Source organism: Nocardia miyunensis NBRC 108239 (assembly GCF_001613065.1).
GTDB lineage: Bacteria > Actinomycetota > Actinomycetes > Mycobacteriales > Mycobacteriaceae > Nocardia > Nocardia miyunensis.
On the sequence record NZ_BDBQ01000054.1, the window covers coordinates 15,494 to 38,403 of the forward strand.

Annotated in this window: 25 protein-coding genes; 6 read left to right on the forward strand and 19 right to left on the reverse strand. The window is 63.6% G+C overall.

The features are described 5' to 3' along the window. Window positions 1–196: 196 nt before the first annotated feature. Together NM2_RS23770 and NM2_RS23775 are read left to right on the forward strand one after the other, a co-directional pair. A complete protein-coding gene (locus tag NM2_RS23770; protein ID WP_169816231.1) occupies window positions 197–1,402 on the forward strand; it encodes a cytochrome P450 in 1,206 nt (401 codons plus the stop codon). Continuing rightward, on the forward strand, window positions 1,399–1,617 hold the full coding sequence (locus NM2_RS23775; protein ID WP_067672974.1) for a ferredoxin: 219 nt from the start codon (window positions 1,399–1,401) through the stop codon (window positions 1,615–1,617). The genes NM2_RS23770 and NM2_RS23775 overlap by 4 nt, the downstream gene beginning before the upstream one ends. A 158-nt stretch (window positions 1,618–1,775) precedes the next feature. Here the strand turns inward: NM2_RS23775 and NM2_RS49285 are convergent, their stop codons facing one another. From NM2_RS49285 to NM2_RS23795, 4 genes are all read right to left on the reverse strand, one after another. Continuing rightward, window positions 1,776–2,303, reverse strand: a complete 528-nt coding sequence (locus NM2_RS49285; RefSeq protein WP_067672976.1) for a nuclear transport factor 2 family protein — start codon at window positions 2,301–2,303, stop codon at window positions 1,776–1,778. A 26-nt stretch (window positions 2,304–2,329) separates the two neighbouring features. Next, the gene (locus tag NM2_RS52625) at window positions 2,330–2,896 is read right to left on the reverse strand and encodes a GMC oxidoreductase (RefSeq protein WP_157121269.1); all 567 of its coding nucleotides are present in this window, start codon (window positions 2,894–2,896) and stop codon (window positions 2,330–2,332) included. Between the two features lie 142 nt (window positions 2,897–3,038). Next, entirely contained in the window at window positions 3,039–4,763 is a 1,725-nt protein-coding gene (locus tag NM2_RS23790) for an N-acyl-D-amino-acid deacylase family protein (protein WP_067672980.1), read from the reverse strand. Window positions 4,764–4,952: 189 nt separating this feature from the next. Then, complete coding sequence (locus NM2_RS23795) at window positions 4,953–6,053, reverse strand: zinc-binding dehydrogenase (protein WP_067672982.1); 1,101 nt, start codon at window positions 6,051–6,053, stop codon at window positions 4,953–4,955. A gap of 140 nt (window positions 6,054–6,193) precedes the next feature. Between NM2_RS23795 and NM2_RS23800 the strand changes: the two genes are divergently transcribed. Then, the gene (locus NM2_RS23800) at window positions 6,194–7,594 is read left to right on the forward strand and encodes an aldehyde dehydrogenase family protein (RefSeq protein WP_067672984.1); all 1,401 of its coding nucleotides are present in this window, start codon (window positions 6,194–6,196) and stop codon (window positions 7,592–7,594) included. 73 nt (window positions 7,595–7,667) lie between these two features. On the opposite strand, the gene cyaB is transcribed toward NM2_RS23800, so the two are convergent. From cyaB to NM2_RS23850, 10 genes are all read right to left on the reverse strand, one after another. After that, window positions 7,668–8,237: a class IV adenylate cyclase gene (gene cyaB, locus NM2_RS23805; protein ID WP_067672986.1), complete on the reverse strand. Its 570-nt coding sequence runs from the start codon at window positions 8,235–8,237 to the stop codon at window positions 7,668–7,670. Continuing rightward, on the reverse strand, window positions 8,228–8,497 hold the full coding sequence (locus NM2_RS23810) for a hypothetical protein (protein WP_157121270.1): 270 nt from the start codon (window positions 8,495–8,497) through the stop codon (window positions 8,228–8,230). Before NM2_RS23810 ends, cyaB begins: the two co-directional genes overlap by 10 nt. A 5-nt stretch (window positions 8,498–8,502) precedes the next feature. Further along, window positions 8,503–8,649, reverse strand: coding sequence for a hypothetical protein (locus tag NM2_RS49300; protein WP_157121271.1), 147 nt, complete (start codon window positions 8,647–8,649; stop codon window positions 8,503–8,505). 17 nt (window positions 8,650–8,666) lie between these two features. Further along, window positions 8,667–8,933 (reverse strand): hypothetical protein, encoded by a 267-nt coding sequence (locus NM2_RS23815; protein WP_157121272.1) that lies wholly within the window; start codon window positions 8,931–8,933, stop codon window positions 8,667–8,669. 47 nt (window positions 8,934–8,980) lie between these two features. After that, window positions 8,981–9,235, reverse strand: a complete 255-nt coding sequence (locus tag NM2_RS23820; RefSeq protein ID WP_067672992.1) for a hypothetical protein — start codon at window positions 9,233–9,235, stop codon at window positions 8,981–8,983. A 362-nt stretch (window positions 9,236–9,597) separates the two neighbouring features. Next, window positions 9,598–9,810, reverse strand: coding sequence for a hypothetical protein (locus NM2_RS23830; RefSeq protein WP_067672999.1), 213 nt, complete (start codon window positions 9,808–9,810; stop codon window positions 9,598–9,600). 209 nt (window positions 9,811–10,019) lie between these two features. Beyond that, entirely contained in the window at window positions 10,020–10,649 is a 630-nt protein-coding gene (locus NM2_RS23835; RefSeq protein WP_067673119.1) for an AAA family ATPase, read from the reverse strand. Continuing rightward, a complete protein-coding gene (locus NM2_RS23840; protein ID WP_067673001.1) occupies window positions 10,646–11,266 on the reverse strand; it encodes a 3'-5' exonuclease in 621 nt (206 codons plus the stop codon). The genes NM2_RS23835 and NM2_RS23840 overlap by 4 nt, the downstream gene beginning before the upstream one ends. Further along, window positions 11,263–11,535, reverse strand: coding sequence for a hypothetical protein (locus NM2_RS23845; RefSeq protein WP_067673003.1), 273 nt, complete (start codon window positions 11,533–11,535; stop codon window positions 11,263–11,265). Before NM2_RS23845 ends, NM2_RS23840 begins: the two co-directional genes overlap by 4 nt. A gap of 31 nt (window positions 11,536–11,566) precedes the next feature. Continuing rightward, complete coding sequence (locus tag NM2_RS23850) at window positions 11,567–12,631, reverse strand: hypothetical protein (RefSeq protein ID WP_174575669.1); 1,065 nt, start codon at window positions 12,629–12,631, stop codon at window positions 11,567–11,569. Between NM2_RS23850 and NM2_RS47735 the strand changes: the two genes are divergently transcribed. Beyond that, on the forward strand, window positions 12,588–14,069 hold the full coding sequence (locus NM2_RS47735) for a helix-turn-helix transcriptional regulator (RefSeq protein ID WP_169816232.1): 1,482 nt from the start codon (window positions 12,588–12,590) through the stop codon (window positions 14,067–14,069). The two genes, NM2_RS23850 and NM2_RS47735, sit on opposite strands and share 44 nt — an antisense overlap. Here the strand turns inward: NM2_RS47735 and NM2_RS47740 are convergent. Beyond that, entirely contained in the window at window positions 14,056–14,781 is a 726-nt protein-coding gene (locus tag NM2_RS47740; RefSeq protein WP_084531488.1) for an HAD family hydrolase, read from the reverse strand. The two genes, NM2_RS47735 and NM2_RS47740, sit on opposite strands and share 14 nt — an antisense overlap. A 242-nt stretch (window positions 14,782–15,023) precedes the next feature. Between NM2_RS47740 and NM2_RS23870 the strand changes: the two genes are divergently transcribed. After that, window positions 15,024–16,229 carry a hypothetical protein gene (locus tag NM2_RS23870; RefSeq protein WP_067673014.1) on the forward strand — a complete coding sequence of 402 codons (1,206 nt, stop codon included), beginning with the start codon at window positions 15,024–15,026 and terminating at the stop codon, window positions 16,227–16,229. Window positions 16,230–16,428: 199 nt separating this feature from the next. On the opposite strand, the gene NM2_RS23875 is transcribed toward NM2_RS23870, so the two are convergent. Together NM2_RS23875 and car are read right to left on the reverse strand one after the other, a co-directional pair. Next, the gene (locus NM2_RS23875; protein WP_067673016.1) at window positions 16,429–16,767 is read right to left on the reverse strand and encodes a DUF4286 family protein; all 339 of its coding nucleotides are present in this window, start codon (window positions 16,765–16,767) and stop codon (window positions 16,429–16,431) included. A 98-nt stretch (window positions 16,768–16,865) separates the two neighbouring features. Then, window positions 16,866–20,138: a carboxylic acid reductase gene (gene car, locus NM2_RS23880; protein WP_157121273.1), complete on the reverse strand. Its 3,273-nt coding sequence runs from the start codon at window positions 20,136–20,138 to the stop codon at window positions 16,866–16,868. Window positions 20,139–20,513: 375 nt separating this feature from the next. Between car and NM2_RS23885 the strand changes: the two genes are divergently transcribed. Beyond that, window positions 20,514–21,236, forward strand: a complete 723-nt coding sequence (locus NM2_RS23885) for an SDR family NAD(P)-dependent oxidoreductase (RefSeq protein ID WP_067673021.1) — start codon at window positions 20,514–20,516, stop codon at window positions 21,234–21,236. Between the two features lie 12 nt (window positions 21,237–21,248). Here the strand turns inward: NM2_RS23885 and NM2_RS23890 are convergent, their stop codons facing one another. Continuing rightward, entirely contained in the window at window positions 21,249–21,683 is a 435-nt protein-coding gene (locus tag NM2_RS23890; protein WP_067673023.1) for a nitroreductase family deazaflavin-dependent oxidoreductase, read from the reverse strand. Then, a complete protein-coding gene (locus NM2_RS23895) occupies window positions 21,667–22,905 on the reverse strand; it encodes a cytochrome P450 (RefSeq protein WP_169816233.1) in 1,239 nt (412 codons plus the stop codon). Before NM2_RS23895 ends, NM2_RS23890 begins: the two co-directional genes overlap by 17 nt. Window positions 22,906–22,910: the final 5 nt, after the last annotated feature.

The window sequence follows — 22,910 nt, forward strand, 5'->3', positions numbered from 1 at the left end:
GCAGCGGGCGGCGCGGTCGAATGGCACCGGCGCTGCACAATCGATTCGCTTCTGGAGCATTGACGGCTATTCGGATCTTAAATATGGTGTAACACAGTTAACAACTCAGTTGTAACTGATATTTACACCATAATGTGCAAGCAGTCCGGTAGCGTCAGACGTCCGGACAAGCCTCGCGCCAGCACTGGAGGCAATGATGCCCGCAGGTCCGCAGAGCAAAATCACCGATTTCAGCCATCACGACGTCGAGTTCGCCCGCGACCCCTTCAACACCCTCGAGCACCTGTTGGAAGACAAACCGGTGGCCTGGTCGACCAAGCACGGCGGGTTCTGGGTCGTCAACCGATTCGCCGATGTCACCGCGGCATTCCGCGACTACGCGACGTTCAGTTCGTGCAAGGGCGCCGCGATCCCGGCGCTCAATCTCGGTGGCGGGCACATCCCGGTCTCGCTCGACCCGCCGGCGCACTCCGCATACCGCAAGGTTCTGAACCCCTGGTTCACCGCCGAAGCGATTACCAAGCGCGAGAACGGTATCCGTCAGTTCGTCCGGGGTGTCATCGAGCCACTGGCACAGGCCGGTGAGTGGGATTTCGTCCGCGATGTCGCCAACGTCGTGCCGGGTTCGATGATCCTCGGCATCATCGGCCTCGGCGCGGAACGTCGCCAGGAGTTCCTCGAACGGATGGAACTCGGCATGACACATCAGGGCACGGACGATCCGGATGTCCTGGCGCGGGTTCAGCGTGACAAGGAGTGGATCGACAACGAGATCCTCACCTGTATGCGAGCGCGGCGCGAACACCCCGAGGACGACCTCATGTCCGTACTGGCCAACGACCCGCTGGGCGATGGCACCGTACTCACGGACGAACAGATGCTCGGGATCGGCATGTTGCTGGTGCTCGCCGGATTCCACACCACCAGTGCGGCATTCGCGGCGATGATGGTTCACCTGTCACTGCATCACGATCAACGAGACCGGCTTCGGGCCGACCCGGCACTGATCCCGGCGGCGGTCGAAGAGATCATTCGGGTGTACTCACCGGCGACGGCCGAGGGCCGGTACCTCACCCGGGATTGTGAACTGGGCGGCGAGACCCTCGAACAGGGCGATATGGTGCTGCTGAACATCGCGGCCGCGAACAAGGATCCGCGCAAGTTCGAAGATCCGTTGCGGGTCGACTTCGATCGCGACAACCGACGTGCCATTTCCTTCGGATGGGGTGTACATCGTTGTCTCGGACAGCATTTGGCTAAGGCCATCCTGCGCATCGAGATCGAGACGGTACTGGAACTCATGCCGGAATTCGAGATCGATCACGAGAATACGGTCCGCTCCGATGCGATGGGCGTCGGTTTCGTCCACGATCGGGTACCGGCTCGGTTGGTGCGGCGATGAGGGCCGGAGTTCACCGCGAACTGTGCGAGAGCAACGCCGTCTGTGTGGCGTTGGCGCCCGACGTCTTCGACCTCGATGAGAACGGCCTCGTGACGGCGATCGACGACGATCTCGAAGACGACCAGGCCGAATCGGTCCGGTTGGCAATTCCCAGTTGCCCGAGGGCGGCTGTCTTCCTGCGCGAAGCCGGCAGCACCGGCGTGGACGACGCATAGACAACCCCGCTCCGCAAACGAATTCGACCTCAGGCTCCCCTCGCGAGCATGAGGTCGAATTCGTTTGCGATCACGCGCATTTGGGCATCACGACCGGCGATCGTGAACGCAGAGTTATTCGGCGGGATCTTCGGCAGCTATCCGGCCGACACCCGGCATCAGTCGACTGTCGGCTCCAGCGGACGCCGGTAGGACAGATCGGTGCGGTCCCGGGTGATCGGACCGGGCTGGACCCGCTGCACCGGCGGCAGATCGGGATCACCCAATCCGCCGACCCACTCCAGCAGCGAGGCCCGGTACGCGATCGCCCACCGGCCGTCGCGTCGTTCGAACCGATCGACGTATCGCCCGCCGTGCAACGTCAGGGGCGTGCCGTTCTTGTTCTGGCCGAGCATGATGAAGTACGTCTCGGTGTGCGCGGTGTCGCCGTCGAGTTCGCAGCTGTGGTTCGTCACGTAGTGCTGGTGGCCGTGTTGATTCTTGCGGTGGCCTTCGAACGCCCACGTGATGAATTCCGCCACCGGCGCTTTGATGATGCCGTGGTCGTCGATCGCGTCGGGGTGGTACGCGGAGGCCAGCAGTTCAGCGTCGTGCCGGTCGATTCCCCGGCAATAACGATGTATGCAGTCCAGAATTTCCTGGCGATCCAGGAGTTCCCGGATCGCCTGTTCCGTCGGCTGCGCCATGACGTCCTCCCTCTGGTGTCGTATCTCTATGAGTGCGCTTGACGAATGAGCGAGGCGGCATGCCAGGCGAGGGCTTGCGTGGGTGCCGAGGTGTTGCCCGACGGCTGGTACGGGAAGACGGACGCGTCCACGACACGAAGCCCGTCCACCCCGCGCACCCGCAGGTGAGCGTCGACCACATCGTCGTCGTTCGGGCCCATCGCGCAGGTACCGAGCGTGTGGTAGCCGCTGGCACCGGCGACGAGCGAGTTGTGCAGGAACTCGTCCTCGGTGCCGATCTCCGGGCCCGGGTAGATCCGCTCCCCGACCAGATCGGCCACCGGCCCCTTCGCGAACAGTTCTTCGGTCCGCGTGCTGATGTGGCGGATCATCTGCTGGTCGTATTCGGTGGACAGGTAGTTCGGCCGGATATCGGGGCCGTCCGCGGAACCACTGGTCCACCGAATTCTCCGGCCCGTACGGCGCGACGGTGAACTTCTTCGTGTACTTGGGCGACTGCATCGTGAAGAAGAAGCCCTTCGGCACCAGATGCATCGGGTGCCGGTCGCGGCCTCCCGCCTCCAGGACGAGCACGGACGCGGTCGGGTCGGCACTCAGGCGTTCGGCGACGACCGAGCCGCCGGCGCCGCTGCCGACGATGATGTAATCAAACTCCATGAGTGTCTCCCGTGACTCTCCCGCTACCTAATCTTAATACAATTATCCTACTAGCAAGTTATAACACAATTAATCGCCTCAGCCCGCGGAGCGGACCAACCTGCCCGGACGGGCACCGGTGGCCTCGCCATCGCGGTAGGTGACCTCGCCGCCGACGACGGTGGCCGTGTAGCCGTCGGCCTTCTGCAGCAGACGCCGACCGCCCTTCGGAAGGTCATAGGCGGCGTACGGTGAGCCGAACGTCAGGCGGTCGAGGTCGATGACGTTGAGATCCGCGCGCAGCCCGCGCCGGATCCGCCCGCGGTCCCGCAGACCCATCACATCGGCCGTATCCGAGGTCATCCTGCGCACGGCCTCGCCGACCGCCATCACGCCACGCTCCTTGACCCAGTACGTCAGCATCCAGGTCTGGAATCCCGCGTCGAGGATGAATCCCACGTGGGCGCCGCCGTCGCCCAAACCCATGATCGCGTTGGGATTGGCCAGCATCTCCTCACAGGTGCGCAGGTCGCCGCTGGCATAGTTCGCGAACGGGACGTGGATGAAGCCCATGCCGCCGTCCTCGAGCAGCACGTCGTAGGCGACCTCCTCGGGACGACGACCCGCACGCTGCGCGATCGCCGCCAGCGAGTCCGCGACGTCGGGGGTGTAGTTGGGCGGGTTCTCGAACCGGTACATGCGGTCGTAGGTCAGGTTCTTCGCCAGCGGCCAAGTACTGAACTCGAAGCGGTCCTCGGCGAGGATCTGCTCCTTGACCTGCGGGTCCCTCATCCGCGCCACGCGCTCGGCGAGGGGCAGGTGAGCCATGCCATGGTAGGTGGCCGTACCGGCGAACGGATGCTGACTGCCCTCGAGCCCCATCAGCAGCCCCACCGACCGCGGCGCCACCACCGGGCGCAGATTCACACCCTGTGCCGATGCCTCGTCCGAGTACTTCATCAGGTCCCGCCACAGATCCTTCTCACCGGCCCCGGCCTGTCCACTCTGCACGAGGCTGTAGACGCCCGGACGTCCCGACTTCCGCAGGGCCCGGCGCATCATCTCGAATTCGCCGATCACATCGGGGTCCTGCACCTCGGCGACGAACTCCAGGAAGCCGCGTCCGCCGTCGGCCATTCCCTGTGCGAGAGCGACCAATTCGCGTTCACGGGCCAGTAGCGTCGGGGTGAACTCACCCGCGAGATTGCGGTGGGCGGTCGAGCGTGAGGTCGACACCCCGAACGCACCGGCCAGCACCGCCTCCGCGACGAGCCGGCGCATTTCGGCCACATCGTCGGCGGTCGCGGGCTCCAGCCGCAACGCGCGATCACCCATGACGTACACCCGCAGCGGCGCATGCGGCAGCAGCGCGCACACGTCCACATCCCAGCGCCTGCCCTCGAGCACGTCGAGGTAATCCCCGAAACTCTCCCAGTTCCACGGCAAACCCTCGTGCATCACGGGAGCGGGGATGTCCTCGACACCCTCCATCAGGTCGATCAGTCCCTTGCGGTTCTCCGGCTTGCAGGGTGCGAAACCGACACCACAATTGCCCATCAGCACGGTGGTCACGCCATGCCACGCGGACGGGGCGACGCTGTCGTCCCACACCACCTGACCGTCGTAGTGGGTATGGATATCGACGAAGCCCGGGGTCACGATCCGCCCGCGCGCATCGATCTCCTCTCGTCCGGCCCCTCGGACCTGTCCGATCTCCGCGATTTTCCCGTCCAGCACGGCGACGTCGGCGGTGAACGGTTCGCCGCCGTCCCCGTCGTGCACTTCGCCACCCCGGATCACGAGATCGAACTGCGCGCTTGCCATACCTTGCTCCTGTTCGGACACCGCGGTCGCAGCACACGACGGCGGCCTGAATATTGTTGTGCGACACACGAATGCGTGTACCGGCGGCGCGGCGGCCGGCGCGAGTTGCCGACCGCCGCGCCGGAGCTGGTCGGCGCCGCGCGCGGCACGGCGCACTTACACGGCGCCGGCCACGCATGCCGACAGCCGTCAGAAGGAGGTGATCACCGATCGCGCGATGCCGCCCTTGGCGAGTTCCTCGTACGCCTTGTTGACGTCTTCGATGCCGATCGTCCGGGAGAGCAGGTCGTCGAGGTTGAACCGGCCCTGCAGGTACAGCTCGGCATACAGCGGGATATCCCGCTTGAAGTTGGTGCCGCCCATATAAACCCCGCGCAGCGCCGTCTTGTTGAACAGCAGCTCGGCCGGGCTGATCTCCATGATCTGCGACGGCGACTGCGCGCCGACCACATAGGCCGTGCCGCCCGGCGCCAGCATCCCCAGCGCCTGCTGGAGCGTCTGCTTGATATTGCCGATGACCTCGAAGGAATGATCGACGCCACCATCGGTGAGTTCGCGCACCGCCGCCACCGGATCCTGCTCGGCCGGATTCACCACATGCGTGGCGCCGAATTTCTTCGCCAGCTCGAGTTTGTCCGGCAGCAGATCGATGCCGATGATCTTGCGCGCACCGGCCAGGGCCGCGCCCTGGATCGTATTGAGTCCCACACCGCCACAGCCGATGACCGCGACGTTGTCGCCGACTCGGATGCCCGCCGAGTTGATCGCCGCGCCCGCCCCGGTGGTGACGCCGCAGCCCAGCAGCGCGGCCTGCGGGAAGGGCACCTCGACCGGAACCTTCACCGCGTTGTTCTCGTGCAGCAGTACCTGTTCGGCGAAACCCGAGATCTCCGAGAACTGGCTGATCGGCTCGCCTCCCAGCCGCAGCCGCGGCGGCTGGTCCGCGGTCCGCTGGGTGCCGGTCGGGTAGTTGCGGCACAGGTTCGTCTCGCCGACCAGGCACCGATCGCAATGCCCGCAGTAGCCGTCGAGACAGGCGACGATGTGATCGCCCACCGCGAACTCGGTGACATCCGGTCCGATCTCGAGCACGACTCCCGAGACCTCGTGACCGAGCACGATGGGAACCGGCGTACCGAGACCGGCCTGGGTCGCTACATAGATATCGCTGTGGCACAGCCCGCTGGCCTTCACCTCGACCAGGATCTCCCGACCCAGCGGGGCGTCGAGGGTCAGGTCGTCACGAACGACGAACGGTTCGCCGATCGCGCTGATGACAGCTGCTTTCATGATGTCCTCTCTCCGTGGTGCCATCTTGTCTTGACGAAGATTTGCAACACCACTTCCGCATACCTATATGGTACTCCTAATCAAGCTAGTATTGTGATAGCCACCACTGCAATAGGTGTGTAGGCAACGAGGAGTCAACGATGTCCGTAGTATCCGCAGTCCGGCCCGAAACGAGCCGGTACCGGACGATCAATCCGGCAACCGGTGAGGTGATTCGCGAGTGGGATCCGCTGACCGACACGGAGGTCGAGGCGCAACTGGCGAAAGCCCACCGTGCCTACCAGGTTTGGCGGGATGTGCCGCTGGAGGAGCGCGTCCGGCTCTTTCGCAAGGTCGCCGACCTGATCGAGGCCAAGCTGGATGATCTCGCCTGGCAGGTGACCCTCGAAATGGGGAAGATCCTGCCGCATGCGAAGGCCGAGGGAGTCGGCTCGGTAGATATGTTCCGCTACTACGCGGACCGCGCTCACGAACTCCTCGCGGACGAGGAGGTGGAAGTACCCGGTATGTCCCGGGCAATCCTGCGCCGTGAACCCGTCGGGGTGGTGCTCGGCATCGAGCCCTGGAACGCTCCCCTGTTCCAGGCCATGCGAGCAGCTGTGCCGAACCTCATGCTCGGCAACACCGTGCTGGTCAAACCCGCCGCGCCATGCGCGGGCTCCACGACGATGTTCGACGAACTCTTCCTCGAGGCCGGATTCCCGGAAGGCGCCTACCAGACGCTGCTGGCCTCGTCGGCCCAGGTCTCGCCCCTCATCGCCGACCCCCGGATCCGCGCCGTCACGCTGACCGGCTCGGATCGCGCCGGATCCATCGTGGGCGAACAGGCGGGTCGGCACATCAAACCCGTCGTGCTCGAACTCGGCGGATCCGACGCTTTCATCGTGCTCGACGATGCCGACATCGCGAAGGCGGCGGCCACCGCCGCGAACTGCCGTCTGATCATCGGCGGCCAGGCGTGCGCGCTCCCGAAGCGGGTCATCGTCACCGAGCAGGTCGCCGACGCGTTCACCGCTCAGTACAGCGAGCTGTTCGCCGGCCAGAAGCTGGGCGATCCCTTCGACCCCGAGACCACGGTCGGCCCGATGTCCAGCGCTGCCGCGGCGGACGAACTCCAAGCGCAGTATCAGGACGCAATCGACAAGGGCGCAACGGTACTCGTGCCGGGCGGACGGGTCGACGGCCCCGGCGCGTTCTTCAAGCCCGCGGTCGTCACCGGCATCACCCCGCAGATGCGGCTCTACTCCGAAGAGGCATTCGGACCACTGGGCATCGTCTTCCGCGTGCCGGACGCCGACGCGGCCGTCGCACTGGCGAACGACACGATATTCGGTCTCGGCGGCACCGTCTTCTCCGAGAATCTCGACGAGGCCCGCCGCATCGCCGGACTGCTCGACACCGGCGGTGTCGGCATCAACACCTGGCTGGGCGCCCCCATCGAAATCCCATTCGGCGGAACCAAGGCATCGGGCGTCGGCCGCGAACTCGGCCGATCCGGAATGGACCAGTTCGCCAACATCAAGACCTACAGCTGGGCCTGAGCCTGCCTGGATACGAACACAAGGGCCGGGATCGGGGACAACCGATTCCGGCCCTCATGTTCGGGCGACGGTGTCAGGACTGCGCGGCAGCCATCACCAGATCCCGATACGGCAGCTGCACGACAATACAGTCAGCGATACCGAGTTCATGTTCGATCCGTTCCAGGGCCGCTACCGCTGCGTCACGGTCGACCGCGGTGATCTCGGTTTCGACGAACACACCAACCCCTGCGACGACGTCGATCGCAATGAGGACGTTGTCGTGCTCGGGATATTGGTACTGAGTTCGCGCCTTCTCGACCTTCGCCAGCTCGATCATCCCGACCGACGCCAGCAGCGCCATCGCGGCATCGGCCTGTTCCGGTTCAGACAGTCGGACGTTAGTCTCACGTTTTGCGATCACATCGCCGTCCCGGTGAGTATCGGCCCCGGACGGCGGCTTATACGTGATCTCCGCGAACCCGTCACGACGCCGAACTCTCAGGCACTCAACGGTTTTCATGAAGTCGACGTCAGGCCGACTGTAGTAGACGTCGGTCTCGTCGAGGCGCCAGGCTTCGCGGTAGCCGCGCTCAGCGAGCCGCTGGCGGAGGGTGTCGCTGTCGGGGAGTTCGCGTTTGCGTTCGACCTCGATCAGGTGCATACGGGGATCATCCTCTCCAGTGGATTGCGGTGTGCGAGCGAGCCGTCCATCCAGCTGATCGACACGAACTTGCCCTCGGCGGTCGCCTCGGCCGCCGTGTCCAGATAGCCCTTGACCATCCGGTGCAAGTTGTCGAACTCGTCGGTGTCCCGCGCGCTCGCGCGGCAGTGTGCCGCCCAGTTGTCGACCCCCTCGCGTTCCTCGGGCAAGGTGAAACTGCGGACCTCCCCGCCGAACCGCCCGAACAGGTAGGCATCCATGCCGATCACTGCGTCGAGACCGGTGCGCTGTGATGTCCGTGGTGCATGTACAGCACCGCGACCACCGCCATGCCGCTGATCACCACGGCGAGGCTGATCATCACGATCGCGAAGATCACGATGTGACGATGCTGCCGATCGGTATAAGTCACGTTCTCACTCCAAGACTTCAGCTAGGGCCGCAAGCGGTGTCGCTGCGGCGCAACAGGTTCCGATACAGGAACAGGCCCTCGTCGGTGAGCCAGTAGACCGGCTCGCGGTGCCGCCCGATGGTGGGCGATGTTCCCGTGGCCACGTATCCGCTCTCCAGCAGCCAGCGCAGCGTGGCGATGGTCGGTGCGAGCGGGAAACTGCCGGACAGACTGCGGGCCGAGATCGGCTTGGCGATCAACCCCAACGCTCGAACAGCCCGAGTCAGGCTGCGGGAGAACTCCACATGGTCACCATCAGGATCCGATACTCGATCCGGCCCGCCCATTCGGGTTAGATGGTTCCGCACGAATTCTCTTGGACTGTAAAGAATTCCGCCCAGTATTCGCCGCGAATCGCGTCCCACAGCTCCGACAGTTTCGGGTACCGCTCCCGCATCTCCGCCAAGTCGGGGGCAGCAGCGAGCACGGCAGCCGAAAACAGGGGGTCTTCCTCGGATTCATTGCGCACCAGCAGAATTCGCACGCAGTGGTGATCCAGGCTCCAACGCGCGACCCAGCCCACCGCCTCGGTACAGCGCTCACTCATCAGGGCCCCTCGAAAAGGTTATCGACCGTCTTCGCTGGCAGGTGCGCTCGCGGTCGGGGCGGATGAGCCCAATACCGAAAGCTTGCTCAGCACATCGCGGATCGTCTGCGTAGACGGCTCGCCGGGGCCGTTCGATTCAGCGGGAAGCGGAGGGAACGCGAGCCCTCGCGCGGCGGCACGCTCCCGCGGGCTCCACCTCGGCGGCATGAGTCGGCCCGCATCCACCAACGTGCGATGCGCCGCCGCTTTCCACATGCACCGATCGACCCGGCAGACGAGATGCCGCCGCATAAGTTCGTGCGCCAACTCGACGTCAGCACGGTCACACACCTGCGGCGATGCCACGATCACCACCGCGCCGGTCACGCCGCACCCGATTCGATCGATGCTGAACGCGAGGCCCGCACCCAGGTCTCCGGCGGGTACACGGTTTCCAGGTCGAAGTCGTCACAGACCAGCGCCGGTTGGTTGTCGACCTGCGCCAGGTCGTACACCACGACCGCCGCCGCATCGAGCCCTGCCGCGATACCCAACGCGTAAGCAATCGGGTCGACCGCATCTCGCGGGGGTCGCACTGTGTATACATACCGATACCCCAACCCGGTCGCGTGACGCTCCACCTCGAGCGCGTGGCGCGGCGCATCGAGGACCGAGACGTCCCCGCGCACGAGTCCGACCGCCTTCGGTCTGCGGTCGCGATCTGGGATATCAGGTTCTGCGGGTTGCATGCTCTCACCACCAGTAACTGTCAGTTGGATTGCGAGTGAGGGGGAATTCGGCCCGCTCACGCGGTGGCGCTGGCAGGGCCGGGGAGTACGTCGTCGCCGAGTTGCTCGGCGACAAAGCCGGTCGCGAGGGTCAGCGCCGCGTCGTGCCCATCGGCGGCGAGCGGGAGCCATGGCAGCGCCAGTTCAGTCATCACAGCCCCGACATGACGGTCGGCCAATGCCCTGAATTTCTGGTTACCGTCGCGAACCTTGTTGGTACCCAACGGAATATCCGGATCGAGCTGGGTGCGGAAGACGAGGTGGTAGCGGTCGCTGTGGGCGCGGGCCAACATCTCCAGATATTCCAACCCTTCCGGGGCGCAGACTTCACCGCGATACTCGAGCGCGGCCCGGTAGTAGCCGAGCGCATCAGGGACCGCGCGGTCGACCAAAACCACATCCCCGTGCAGCCAAGCTTCGAGTTCGTTGCTGATCCCGCGCGTCATGATCCACAACGTCGAAGTCCAGGTGTGATTCCACAGGATCGGCAACCCCATACGTTGGGCTTGTTCGCCCAGGTCCGCGACCGTGGAGACCTGCAAGCCCGTCCGCCGTAGCTCGTGAGCCAGCCGGGCCAGGAAGGTGCTCTTACCGGTGGAATGGGTACCGACCACCGCGATGGTGACCGGCTGATCGAGGGTATTCACCACAAACCTCCTTCAGGTTCTGGGGCAGACAGGAACTCGGGAAGGCCAGCCGCAGTGACCAATTCGGGCCAGTCCAGGTCGCCATCGGTGATCAACGCGCACAGCAACTGCCATGCGGCCCAGGTGTCGTATCCGGCGCGGTGATAGCCCTGTCCGACAATGGAATTGGTGTCGAGGTTGCCGCGTTCGATGAGCTTGTCCAGCGCATACGAGTCCAACCCCGCCCAGACCGTCTTGGCCAGCCGCAAGGTATCCAGGATGAGCGGCGGGTTCCAGTCCGGCAGATGTGCTGCGAGAGCTTTGCGCTCGACAGTTGCGTTGTGGGCGACCAGCACGCGCCCGCACAGGGCTTCCTCGATTTCCTCGGCGACGTCATGCCAGGGCGGGCAGTCGGCCAGGTCGCCGTTGGTGATTCCGTGGACTTTGCGCGTGACGATCGAGGTCACCGGCTGTTGCGGCTGGATCAGCCACGCCCGCAACGCATCCGGAGTTGTCGGCCCATCGACCAGCAACACCGCTATTTCGATGATCTCGGGCGGATTCTGCCCGTTGCCCTCCACATCGACCACCGCCAACTGCCGCTCGTGCAGGGCGGTCGGGAACGGAATCGGGGTCATGATCGCGTGTTCTCCCTCGTGGTGGGCCAACCGAGATCGGCGCGGCCGTGCCGATAATGGTGGTGCGGCTTGTCAATGTCATGGACCTGGTAACCGTGACCGTGTTGCAGGAAGTAGCGGCGTTGTTCGTCCAGCCCGGCCACGGGACAGATGTCGCACAGTTCCCGGATGCCGTAATGACCGTTGTAGTCGGCGATTTCGTGAGCGTATGCCACAGCGCAACTGGTCTTGCGGAACGGCAACGCAGCGGCAGCGGTGCGCGCGGGCATGGCGACGGCCAGATGAACGGCATGTCGCCGATCAGGCCGCCGATCTTCGCGGCACTCTCGTAGAGGTCAATGACCGCGCTGTGATTAACGGCGAACCGGGCCGACCGCCCTCGGCAGCCTCGAGAATCCGCCGCTCCAACTCTTCCGGAAACACCTTGCGGCGGGCACCGTCCGGATACGGTTCGGGCAATCCGTTCGCCCGGTAGTAGTCGCGGATCTGATCTTTGAAGAACAAACCGGTGAACACCGTCGCATGCGCATGGTGGCTCAGCGCGAGCGCGCGGCGTAGATGCTCGTCCGAATCGTTGAGCCCCGGCACGATCGGCCGCCAGTACAACACCACCCGATACCGGTCCGCGCGCTCGAACGCCGTCGTCAGTGACTGCGCCGCGATCGACGAGTCCACCGGCTCCACACGGGGATCATCGATTCCCGAATGAGTCACCAGCACAGTAACTTTGAGATTCTTGATCGAGTTCAAGACCGCGCAGTCCTCCGGCTCGATCCGCCACCGGGTGATCACCAGGACATGATTGGTCAGCCCGCGCGTGTCCAGTAGTTTCAGCATGTTCAAGGTGTGCTGCTTGACCCTCGGCAACATCGGATCGGTAGCCCGATTCAGCAACTGAATCGGCGTCACGTGCGGCCGGAAGTACCGATGACCGGTCAGCAGATCAGCGGCCTCGCGATCGTCCATCAGTGCGCGCGGCACCTTCATTTCGAAGTTCTCGAACAGATGCCGCACGCAATACCCACAATCCAACGGACATCCGACGATCCAGTTCAGACTGAGCCCGGACTTGCGGTACTCGATCACCTCCGACAGTTCCGGCCGCATCCTCGCTCGCTGCGCCGCGTCCAACAGCGGAACGCCGTGGCGGGTAGTCGTTGTCATGGCCTGCGCCTCCCACTCGATTCCAGGCCACCGGTTTCGCGGTGCCTGGATAGAGCAGACCGCCGCAGCCCCCGGGCAAGGAAGATGGCAAATCGCCGGAAAGCTGATTTGCCACCCCCAGGTGGTGGGTAAGAATGAACCAATGCAGGGGGTACCGATGAATGACCCAACCAGCGAGCCGGAACACGAACCGGCAGGCATCGCCGACGAGTTGGCGTGCGAAATCAAACGCCGCAGGCAGGCGGCGGGGCTGAGCCAGCGTCAGCTTGCTGCCAAGATTCGCTACACCCGTCAGTACGTCGGCATGGCCGAAAGGCAAGACGCCGTGCTCCCGTCGCGCGAACTCGTGGCCGCGCTGGATGCCGAGCTAGGTGCTGACGGTGTACTGGTCGCACTGCGCGCGCAGGCACACGACGTACAACGCTCTACGCGCAAGCGCAACAGGGCGACCGCCCCGGAGGACACGGGCACAGACGCCACAGTCATGTTGCGGGTTATCGTCGACGGCCGAGTCGTAACCCTGCCTCTCGACCCGCGTATCGTCGGTGCGGCGGGCGGCGGCCTTGCCAGTCCCGCTCGCAAATCCGAAGACGATGAGGATTTTTCTGTGATAAACCGTCGCGCACTCCTCACTCAAGGAATAGCAGTAGCGGCAACCGGCGCATTAGACCCCGACCTTATTCGAAACTCCGACCCTGTTGATGCTGTTGTTCGTACACGGCAAATTTCCGAACGCACTCTAGCTAGTTTTACTGCCGTGACACGCTTGCTTGCGGGTCAGCGGCAAAGTATTGCACCCGACGCGCTGTTGACACTCATTTCGGCGCATCGAAATTCGGTGACAACGCTGTTTCGGAGTGTGGCCGACGAGCATGTCAAAAATCAAATAGGTTTCCTCCTGGGTGAAACTTCAATCGTGGCGAGCCGTCTCTGGAGCGCGATCGGAGATCGTTCAATGGCGCTGGCGGGTTGCGCTTTCGCCAAGCGCCTTGCGGACGATATCAAAGACCCGGCACTCGGCGGTATCGCAAGAATATTCGAAAGCAATCTACGCTCGGACGCGGCGACCCTGATCGGATCGGATGGAGATATCGTAGATGGCCTCCATTTACTCGGGGAAGCTGCCACCGTCGCCGATGCTCTGCCGCCCTCGGCGCAAGCTCGGATAGCGGCTGAGCAGGCTCAGGCGTTCGCAGTGTTGGAGCTTGCCAGGGAATGCCGGGAAGCGCTGGCGCGTGCACGTCGCGCTGTAGATGAGATCACAGAGCCCGATCAGACTGGCCTTTTCAGCGATTGGAATCAGACACGACTTATGGTCTACGAAGGAACATGCTGGCTGTTCCTCAACAAACCTCGAAAAGCGATACATGCATTGAATCAAGCCATCAGTGCAACGGCTGCGGATAATCGAAATGTCGCACTCGCGGCCCACGTCGACCTCGCGAGCGCCCATGTATTGAGTGGTGAACTAGAGGAGGGGTGCCGCATGCTGGGAGACGCATACGAAAGTCTCGTTGCGATGGGAAACTCGCGAGGGATCGACCGCGCCCAGCGCGCGCTTAGCCGATTCAAGCCATGGCATACCGAAACATCAGTTCGGGACCTTCGAGAGAGGATAGAAACCCTCAAGGTGTCTTAGCATCACCAGTCAAGGAAGTTATGGCCGAGACCACCATATTTGCGTCCAGCCGGTCCAAAGCCGCGTCCGGCGAATGTTGCTCCAGCTCATTTCGGGACATTCGGTGCGCGACGGCAATAACGTAAAAACCTGCGTGACGCGCACACGCAATATCATTCGGAGCATCGCCAATGACGACCGTCCTACTTGCATCGAGCGTTGTGCTGTATCGAGCGGCGAACCGTTCGGCAACCACAGCAGGAAGCTCGAACCGGTCACGTGCGTCATCACCGAACGCGCCGATATCCAGATCCAGATGTTGGTCCAGTCCGGATACGCGAAGCTTGACTTCGGCTGCAACACGTAGGTTTCCGGTCAACACCGTCTGCACGAACCCGTGTTCGTGCAGCGAGGCAATGGAATCGAAGGCACCGGGATACGCTGGCTGATCACGAGCAAGTTCCTGTTCCCCATCGGACATGACGCGAGCCAGTACCTCGTGAAACCGCGAAACACCTTGTTCGGCAACTTCGGATGGAACCCCCGAAGCGGCAGCAGTCTCCACAACGATCGACTGATCGGTGTAGCCATGCACGCGCGCCTTCGGAAAGACGATCGACTCCTCCGGCAGGCCATAGGTGCGGGCGACAGCCCTTCGGAGCCAACGCAAGTCAGCCGGAATCAAGGTGCCGTCGACATCCCACACGACCAGCCCCGCGTAAGCCGCACTCATACCGAACATTCTGGCACGCGGCCTCTCGGGGCCGCACTCTGCGCACCGTAGGGCTAGTTGTGCAACCTTGCTGCCGCAGTTGTAGTCGGCCCCGGTGCGTGCTCAGTTTCGGTAGCCGCGATACTCGACGGGTGACAGTTGGGGAATACGCAGGGATTTCGCTACAAGATGTCAACGACACGTGGCGCAATGGCGCAGTCTTCCTCCTACGAAAGCCCGCACGAGCATCTGCCTCTGTGGCGATGGACAGCTGGGTCACGTCCGTGATCCAGGGCCAGAAGGCGGTCGTGAGCTGTGGGCCGACCTCGTCGACAGACATCAGTGGAACATTCGCCGAGGCGTTGAACGCTGCCAACCGAGCGTTGGACTACTTGTCGGTTACCGGACGGGCAGACTGCGCGATTCGCGATGCACCTGACGATTCTCTGGTTTGGTGGCCGGATCCCGCAGCGGGCGGCGTGGTCATGCGATGTCAATTCGTCCAGCCGCTGGCGATCGAGATCAGTGCGACGGCCGTGGTACACGATGCGAACGGAAACATCGTACCTTCGCTACCACCCAAGCCTTCGGCCGACGACGCGTTCAGATTCGTCCGAATGGCTCGAACTTCCGACGATCTATTCGATGCATATCGCAACATGTTTCTGGCCTTCGAGTCGATACTGAGCGATATACGGCCCCGGGAGCGGGTACGTCTAAAGCAGCCGAGACTCATAGAGTGGCTACCGTGCGTAAAAAAGTCACGCAACTCGGGCAACACAAAATGGGAAACCGAAAACGACTGGTTCCTTGACGCGCTGGACTGTGCAGATCAGCTCGTGCCCCTCTCCGACCTGACGCCGCCAAACGTGACGAACCATAAGAAGTGGATCCTCCGGCGGATCTACAGCGCTGAGCGGTCGGCCCTCATGCACGCCAAGCGCGGACAGAACTACCTGCTGCCTCACGACGCGTCAGATAAAGCGGAGTTGGTCGAGTCGCTGGGCCGACTTTGGTACTACGTCAAGAACCTGATCGAAAAGCACTTCGAGGTCACGGGCCAGTCAAGCCACATGACGCCCTACACGATGAAGCTGCTAGCACAGGAGTTTCTACCGCAGTTCGGCCTAGTCGTCTCGGACTATGATGGGCCAGCTCTTAATCCAGAGGGTGACAACCCGATTGGTGCCGACGCGCGCGTAGTGCACCTGCACGCGTCGGCACCACGAGTAGATCCCAACGACCCCAACCTATGGCGATTGTTGGCACATTGCGATGCAGCCGACGTCGTCCAGCTAAACGCGATTCGGCGATTCGGTCTAATGTTGCCGGACGGCAGCGGAGCGTGTCACGCCGTCTCGGAACTTGTGGGCCCGCTTATATTGGGCACCACAGTTGTGCGACTCGAAATGGACCATGGATTGCGTTACATCAGCCCGACAGGGCCACCGCGCCAGTTCTCATCCTGACGCGACTGTTCGAGTTCCCGACCGGCTGGTTACAGCGATAGCTCTCCGTCGGCCACCAACATTTGGCCGGTGACGAACGACGGCTTCGTCCGAGAGCAGGAAGGCCGCCACGATGCGTTCATCACGCAATACAGCGAGCTACCGTTTCCGGTGACTCCGATGCGCAATCGGGTTGCGCGGCGGAGTCACCGGAGAGTCGTCACCGCTGCGTGACCGTCTCGGTCATCGCCTCGTAGAGCATGGAGGCGCGTTCGGGGCCCATCGTGTCGCTGATGAGCATCGCGCTGGTGCCGGCCCTGCCGTGCAGGTCCGCCATGGTGCGCTCGATGTCATCGGTCTCGATGTCGTAGAGGGCCAGGTACTTTCCCGGCGGAGGTACTGCGCCGTGCTCGTTGCCGGTGATCTTGAAGCGCCGGGCGGAGACGAATCCGGGCACGGCGAGCACGTCGGGAACGTGCGTCCCGTCGTACCACTCGTTGTATTCCGAGTCCTGTCCTTCGACAGCATTGGTGAAGACCACGAATGTGTACTTCGGCATCCCGTTCTCCTCGAATTGTTCACGGTCACTCGCGACCGTTGAGCCGTGGCGAGTAATGCCGGGCAGGTACCGGCATGTACTCCTGAATGTCCCTGCTGTCAGATCAAGTCGAGGGCGCGAAGACTGCGCACATAGTTGTCGATGATCTCGGGAGTGATGTGCGGAATGTCCTCAGCGCCTGCGATTCCCGCGGCGCGAACCGCGTCTCGGAACCGATCGGCGGGCGCGCTGGCGCCGATGGACGCCGGTGCCGGCTTGACGTAGCTGTGCAGAAGCGGCAGTACGGAGTGATGCTTGAGCCGATCCGGCAGCGCCTCGATGGCGGCGCTGAACTGCTCGAACCACGTCTGGTAATCCCCGACCCGGGTGATCGCCTCACCCCGCCCGATGAGCCAGTCGATGTACTTGTCGAAGCCGATGCCGTCCTCATGCGGGTTCATCGTGTGGTAGGTGCGATATCCATCCGCTTCGATCAGCGCATAGATCGCCGAGGCCAGGAAGTCGACGGGCAGGGCGTCGTGGTGTCCGCGGGCCCGCGAACCGTCGGCGGCGAGCGGGTGGAACGAGTCCGGCGCCAGTCCGGTGGCCAGGACGCTCTGCAGCAGGCGGGTGAACATGTCGGGCACGTTGATCTGGCCGGTGTCACGCTCGTTGGCCAGGATCATGTCGCACCGGAACACGGTGACCGGGAGCCCGAACCGGTCGTGTGCGTCGCGAAGCAATACCTCACCGGCCCATTTGCTGTTGGCGTAACCGCTGGCGTATCCGGCCTCGACGCGGCGAACCGGGCTGACCTCGCGAATATCGGCATCCTCGACGAAAGACCCCCGCGGAATCTGGCTGCCGACGCCGACCGTGGAGATGTACACATACGGCTTGCGTACCGTGGTGAGCGCGAGCCGGATCAGCTCCGCGGTCCCGAGTACGTTGGGGCCGAAGAGTTCTCGGTACGGCAGGACGTGGTTGACCAGCGCGCCGGAATCGACGATGAGGTCGACATCTTTTGTGAGTTCACTCCAGGTGTCGTTGTCCAATCCGAGCTGGGAGGCATCCTTGTCTCCGGCGACTACCCGTAGATGTCCCTTCGACAGCGAACGGAACTCCTCGAGCAGAGCGGTCCCTTCGTTTCCGAAGGTCGCATCGAGCCGGGCCTCGGCGGCCGCGTCATCGCTCGCTCGGACGAGGCAGATCACGGTGCCATCGTTGGCTTGCGCACGCCGGAGCCATTCGAGCGCGAGGTACCGGCCCAGGAAGCCGGTGGTGCCGGTGATCAGCACCGTGCGCGGCTCGAGCGACGCGGCAGGCAGTGTGGCGGCCTTCGCGAGAATGTCGGCGCCGATGAGCTTGTCGACGGTGAGATCGCTCGCGCGCAGGTCCGCATTTCCGTCTCCGTGCACCGACTCGAGGGTCGGACGCGCGAACGCGTCCGGGTTTTCCAGGAATGCGGCGAGCGAGGCGAGATCCGTCGCGGGTGAAGTGATCAGTCCGACAGGAACTTTCACATCGAAGATGTCGTGCAACGTCGAACCGAGCGTCAGCGCGTTGAGTGAATCCCCGCCGAGGTCGATGAACCGGGAAGCCGGTTCGACCTCACCGTCTCGCAGGTCCAGGAGCGCCGTGACCACTTCGATCAGGGTGTCCACAGCCGGTCGGCTCCCGGACTTCTCGTGAGCGGCACGCAGCCTTCTGCCGCGCTCGTCCTCCAACTCGGCGTAGAAGGACTCCAGTCGGTCGCCATAATGCTTCTTCAGCTGCGGGCGCGCCAATTTTCCGATTCCGGTGAGCAGTCCGTTCTCGAGCGAAAAGGGCGTCAGCTCGACGATGACGTCGCGAGGAATTTCCGCTGCCGTCAGACCGGCGCTCTCACCGATCTCACGAATTGCCGCGAGCAAATCTTTTCGCAAGGAATCGAGGTCCCCGCCGGCGCGGGCGATCGCGTCCCCGGTGGGTACCGCCACGCAGAGCAGATACGGTCGAGAGCTGTTCCCGTAGACGAACATCTGACGAACCGGCGCAACTGTCAGAGTGGATTCCACGTACGAGATCGTGATGAATTCGCCCTGGGAGAGTTTGATGACATTGTTGCGGCGGTCAAGATAACGCAGCTCGTCCGGCCCGACCTGGGCCATGATGTCCCCGGTCTTGTAGAAGCCGTCCTCGTCGAACACCGTCTCGGTCAACTCGGGACGGCGATAGTAGCCCATGAACATGTAATCGGTCTTGACCAGAAGTTCGCCGCGTGGAAATGGGCGGTCGGTGCTGTAATACCCGAGTTCGGGAACGTCGACGAGTTTGTAGTCGTTGACCGGTGGCCGCATCACATGTCCGTTGCGCAGGATTGCGCCGGCCTCGGTGGAGCCGTATCCCTCGGTCAGAGTCGCGCGGATGAGTCGCTGGACGAAGTCCGCCACCTCCGCCGCGATGGGAGCCGAACCGGTAAACGCGCGAAGCGGCTGATCGCCGAAGTACCGCTGGCGCAACCGGGACAATGCCGTTGCTTCGTCATGCCCGCGGCCACAGTCGGCCTGGAGTTCCTGGTAGAGCATTTCCCAGATACGCGGCACGAAATGCAGCTGGTTCGGCTGTACATCGGCAAGGTCATCGAGAAGCGAGGAAAGGTCGCCATGCCGCGTGAAATATGCTGTGCCGCCGTTCGAGAGCGTTTGATACAGGGTGCTGCGCGCTCTGGCATGGCTCATCGGCAGGAAATTCAGGGTAATCCAGCTCCGAGCCTCGACCCCGTCGCTGATCAACGGGAAGCCGCCGAAAAGCCAGCGCACGATGGCCAGCTGCGAGTACATGGCGCCCTTGGGCGTTCCGGTGCTGCCGGAGGTGTAGATCAGCATCGACAGTTGAGCCGGGTCGCATTCCTCGAAGGCAACCGCGGCGTCCGAGACTCGCTCCAACTCATCCAGAGTGACCGTCTCGACGCCGGGAATGCTGGTATCGGCCTCTGTCGCAGCCGTCGGTACGTCGAAGACCACCACTCGGCCGGTGGCCGCCGGGCCCATGTCGGCCAGCACGGTCGCGAGTTTGGGAAGTTCGTTCGCGGCGACAGCGATCACGCGCGGTTCGGTCTCACGCAGGATCTGTTCCCAGTTCGACAGCGGCGCATTGTTCTGCAACGGCACCGCGACCGCGGCGAGAGGGCCGATCACAGCGAGATCGATCAGCGTGTACTGCGCACTGGTGAAACCGATCGTGGCCACGCGGTCGCCGGGACGGACCTGCAGGCGCGTCGAGAATGCCGAAGCCACCACTAGGACTCGATCCGCGAGGGCCGCATAGGTCATGGACTCCCAGCTGTCGTCGTCACCCCGCCACCTCAGGGCTTTTCGGTCGGAGTATCCGGTAGCGAGGTTCCTGAGCACGCCGGACACCGTTCGTTCAGCGGATATCGCTCGGGACACGGCGATATCGGCGCCGAAGAGGCTGGGCACTTCGCCATGGGACGACTCGGACAATTGAGGTCCTCCAGTACTAGATTTTTTGCGCGTCGCACGTCTGCGGTCGCGAATCGCGAATCGCGCCGTGAACTGCTGGGCGGGCTCAGGATTGCCTCGGTGGCGACTGCGGCCGATCCGGTGGCACAGGCGGCGGTAACCCGCATGCCGTCGTCTACATCACTTATATCATGTAAATAACATAGTAAAGTGTCAGGGGTGCCGTAGTCCACATTTATGGACTACCACTTGTAGGCGACAGGTGGATCATTGGAGCGGCACACCACTTCAGGAAGGTTCGGGATGAGTAGTCTTGCGGGCAAAGTCGCCCTGGTATCGGGCGGCGCACGAGGTCTCGGCGCCGAGTACGTCAGACATCTCGCCGCGGCGGGAGCAAAGGTCGTGTTCGGTGACATCCTGCACAAGGAGGGCAGCGCCCTCGCGGCCGAGCTCGGCGCCGACGTGCGATTCACCGAACTCGATGTGTCCCAACCGGATCAGTGGTCGACCGCGGTCGGCGTGGCCGTCGAGGAGTTCGGCGGCCTCGACGTACTGGTCAACAACGCGGGGATCGTCGACAGAGGGCCGATCGAGGACTTCGCCCTGGAAGCATGGAACAGGGTGATCACCGTCAACCTCACCGGCACTTTCCTCGGCATGAAGGCGGCCATTCCCACTCTCAAGCGGTCGACGAACGGTCCCTCGATCATCAATCAGGCATCTATCGCGGGGATCAGCGGAGTGGCGGGATCGAGCGCCTACAGCGCGTCCAAATTCGGCATCCGCGGACTCACCAGGTCGGCGGCGAAAGAGCTTGCCGGAGATGGAATCCGGGTCAACGCGGTGGTGCCGGGAACATTCGCCACCGCGATGACAGCCGGGTACTCCGGAGTCCCCCCGCAGATTCCGTTGCAACGGATCGGCACGCCCGCCGAGATCGCGCCCACGGTCGTCTACCTGGCCAGTGACGACGCCGCGTACGTGACCGGGGCGGAGTTCGTGATCGACGGCGGATGGCTCGCCTGAGCTCCCCGCGCGTCAGATCCGGGTCAGCACGAAAACAGGGATAGGCCGATCGGTCTTCTTCTGGTAGTCGGCGTAGTCGGGGAAGGCCGCCACCGCACGCTCCCACCACAGGGCCTTCTCCGCGCCGGTTACCTCCCGCGCCTCGTAATCGTGCTTGTCGGCGCGATCCTGCAGTTCGACAAGCGGATTCGCCCGCACGTTGTAATACCAGGACGGGTGCTTCGGCGCACCGCCCAGCGACGCGACGATGGCGTATTCCCCGTCGTGCTCGACCCGCATCAGCGGCGCCTTGCGCAGTCGGCCCGACTTGACTCCGATCGAGCTGAGGACGACCACGCGACAACCCCGGACCGTTCCCCCCTCCGCTCCGTCCGACGCCTCGTACTCCGCGAGTTGAGCGAGAGCGATGTCGCTGGTGCCGGCTTCGTACTCACCCGTCAATGGCATTCGCTTGTTCTCCTTGTAGCTGCTGTGTACGTGCTCCCGGAGTGAACTCGACCGGGACGCGAGCCGGACCGTTCACCGCGGGCAACTCGTCCAGCTCATGCCACGACGGCTGACCGGCGAGGCGCAGGTCCGGCATGCGGGCCAGCAGCGCGGTGAACATCAATACGAGCTCCTGGCGCGCCAGGTGCGCGCCCAGGCAGAAGTGCCGTCCGGTGCCGAATGTCAAGTGCGGATTGGTATTTCGGGTGATATCGAAGGTCTCGGGCTGCTCGAAGACCTCCGGGTCGCGATTACCCGCCCCGTAGAAGGACACCACCTTGTCGCCCTCGGCGATCGGAGTTCCCGCGATCGTGGTGTCGCGAGTCGCGGTGCGGCGCTGATAGATGATCGGCGGATCCCAGCGCAGGATCTCCTCCACCGCGCCCGGTACGAGGCCGGGATCGTCGAGCAGCATCCGGTGCTGTCGCGGATGCTGCAGCAGGGCGATCACCCCGGTGGAGACGGCATTGCGTGAGGTGTCGCTGCCGGCGTTGACGAGCAGGTGGAAATCCATCGCGAATTGCTGCTCGTCGACCGGCACGCCCCCGATTTCGCCGTGCGCTATCCGGGTCAGGGTGTCGTCGCCGTCAGCGGCGCTGAACTTCTTCCAGGCTTGCGCCGAATGTTCGGCGAAGACCTGCAGTGCGCGTGCTCCCGGCCCCTCGGTCCTGCTGTTCGCGCGGGTGAGGATCTCCACCGCCCAGAAGAGTTCGAGCGCCTCCTCGCGGTCCAGGCCGAGCAGGTCCGCGATCACGAAACTGGCCAGCCGACCGGAGATGTCGCTGACCAGGTCGCACTCGCCCCGCTCGATCACCGCGTCGATGATGTCGTCGATCAGCTGCGTCATCTGCTCGTGGCTTCGCCGCACCCGCGGCAGCCCCAGCTCGGGCGAGAGGAACTTGCGGTGCGCGGTGTGGTGCGGCGGGTCGGAGAAGATCAGATGCCGATGCGTCTCGTCGCCCATCACGGTGTCGGTGGCCAGCACCGTGTTCGGCTCGGACGAGAACGTTTCCGAATCCGATTCCACCGCACGGATATCGGCGTGCCGCGTCAACGCCCAGAAACCGGGGCCGTACTTGGGATCGTCGTGCCAATGCACCGGATCGTGTTCGCGCAGCCATCGATAGACGTCGTAGGGCTGCCCGCCGCTGAACAACGCGGGGTCGAGCAGGTTGATCTCCATGTTTC

What these genes read in the sequence shown, in the direction of transcription:
- NM2_RS23770 (WP_169816231.1), top strand. Translation starts at nt 197, where the DNA reads ATGCCCGCAGGTCCGCAGAGCAAAATCACCGATTTCAGCCATCACGAC.
- NM2_RS23775 (WP_067672974.1), top strand. Translation starts at nt 1,399, where the DNA reads ATGAGGGCCGGAGTTCACCGCGAACTGTGCGAGAGCAACGCCGTCTGT.
- NM2_RS49285 (WP_067672976.1), bottom strand. Translation starts at nt 2,303, where the DNA reads ATGGCGCAGCCGACGGAACAGGCGATCCGGGAACTCCTGGATCGCCAG.
- NM2_RS23790 (WP_067672980.1), bottom strand. Translation starts at nt 4,763, where the DNA reads ATGGCAAGCGCGCAGTTCGATCTCGTGATCCGGGGTGGCGAAGTGCAC.
- NM2_RS23795 (WP_067672982.1), bottom strand. Translation starts at nt 6,053, where the DNA reads ATGAAAGCAGCTGTCATCAGCGCGATCGGCGAACCGTTCGTCGTTCGT.
- NM2_RS23800 (WP_067672984.1), top strand. Translation starts at nt 6,194, where the DNA reads ATGTCCGTAGTATCCGCAGTCCGGCCCGAAACGAGCCGGTACCGGACG.
- cyaB (WP_067672986.1), bottom strand. Translation starts at nt 8,237, where the DNA reads ATGCACCTGATCGAGGTCGAACGCAAACGCGAACTCCCCGACAGCGAC.
- NM2_RS23810 (WP_157121270.1), bottom strand. Translation starts at nt 8,497, where the DNA reads ATGGATGCCTACCTGTTCGGGCGGTTCGGCGGGGAGGTCCGCAGTTTC.
- NM2_RS23820 (WP_067672992.1), bottom strand. Translation starts at nt 9,235, where the DNA reads ATGAGTGAGCGCTGTACCGAGGCGGTGGGCTGGGTCGCGCGTTGGAGC.
- NM2_RS23840 (WP_067673001.1), bottom strand. Translation starts at nt 11,266, where the DNA reads ATGACCCCGATTCCGTTCCCGACCGCCCTGCACGAGCGGCAGTTGGCG.
- NM2_RS23845 (WP_067673003.1), bottom strand. Translation starts at nt 11,535, where the DNA reads ATGCCCGCGCGCACCGCTGCCGCTGCGTTGCCGTTCCGCAAGACCAGT.
- NM2_RS47735 (WP_169816232.1), top strand. Translation starts at nt 12,588, where the DNA reads ATGAATGACCCAACCAGCGAGCCGGAACACGAACCGGCAGGCATCGCC.
- NM2_RS23850 (WP_174575669.1), bottom strand. Translation starts at nt 12,631, where the DNA reads ATGCCTGCCGGTTCGTGTTCCGGCTCGCTGGTTGGGTCATTCATCGGT.
- NM2_RS47740 (WP_084531488.1), bottom strand. Translation starts at nt 14,781, where the DNA reads ATGAGTGCGGCTTACGCGGGGCTGGTCGTGTGGGATGTCGACGGCACC.
- NM2_RS23870 (WP_067673014.1), top strand. Translation starts at nt 15,024, where the DNA reads ATGGACAGCTGGGTCACGTCCGTGATCCAGGGCCAGAAGGCGGTCGTG.
- NM2_RS23875 (WP_067673016.1), bottom strand. Translation starts at nt 16,767, where the DNA reads ATGCCGAAGTACACATTCGTGGTCTTCACCAATGCTGTCGAAGGACAG.
- NM2_RS23885 (WP_067673021.1), top strand. Translation starts at nt 20,514, where the DNA reads ATGAGTAGTCTTGCGGGCAAAGTCGCCCTGGTATCGGGCGGCGCACGA.
- NM2_RS23890 (WP_067673023.1), bottom strand. Translation starts at nt 21,683, where the DNA reads ATGCCATTGACGGGTGAGTACGAAGCCGGCACCAGCGACATCGCTCTC.
- NM2_RS23895 (WP_169816233.1), bottom strand. Translation starts at nt 22,905, where the DNA reads ATGGAGATCAACCTGCTCGACCCCGCGTTGTTCAGCGGCGGGCAGCCC.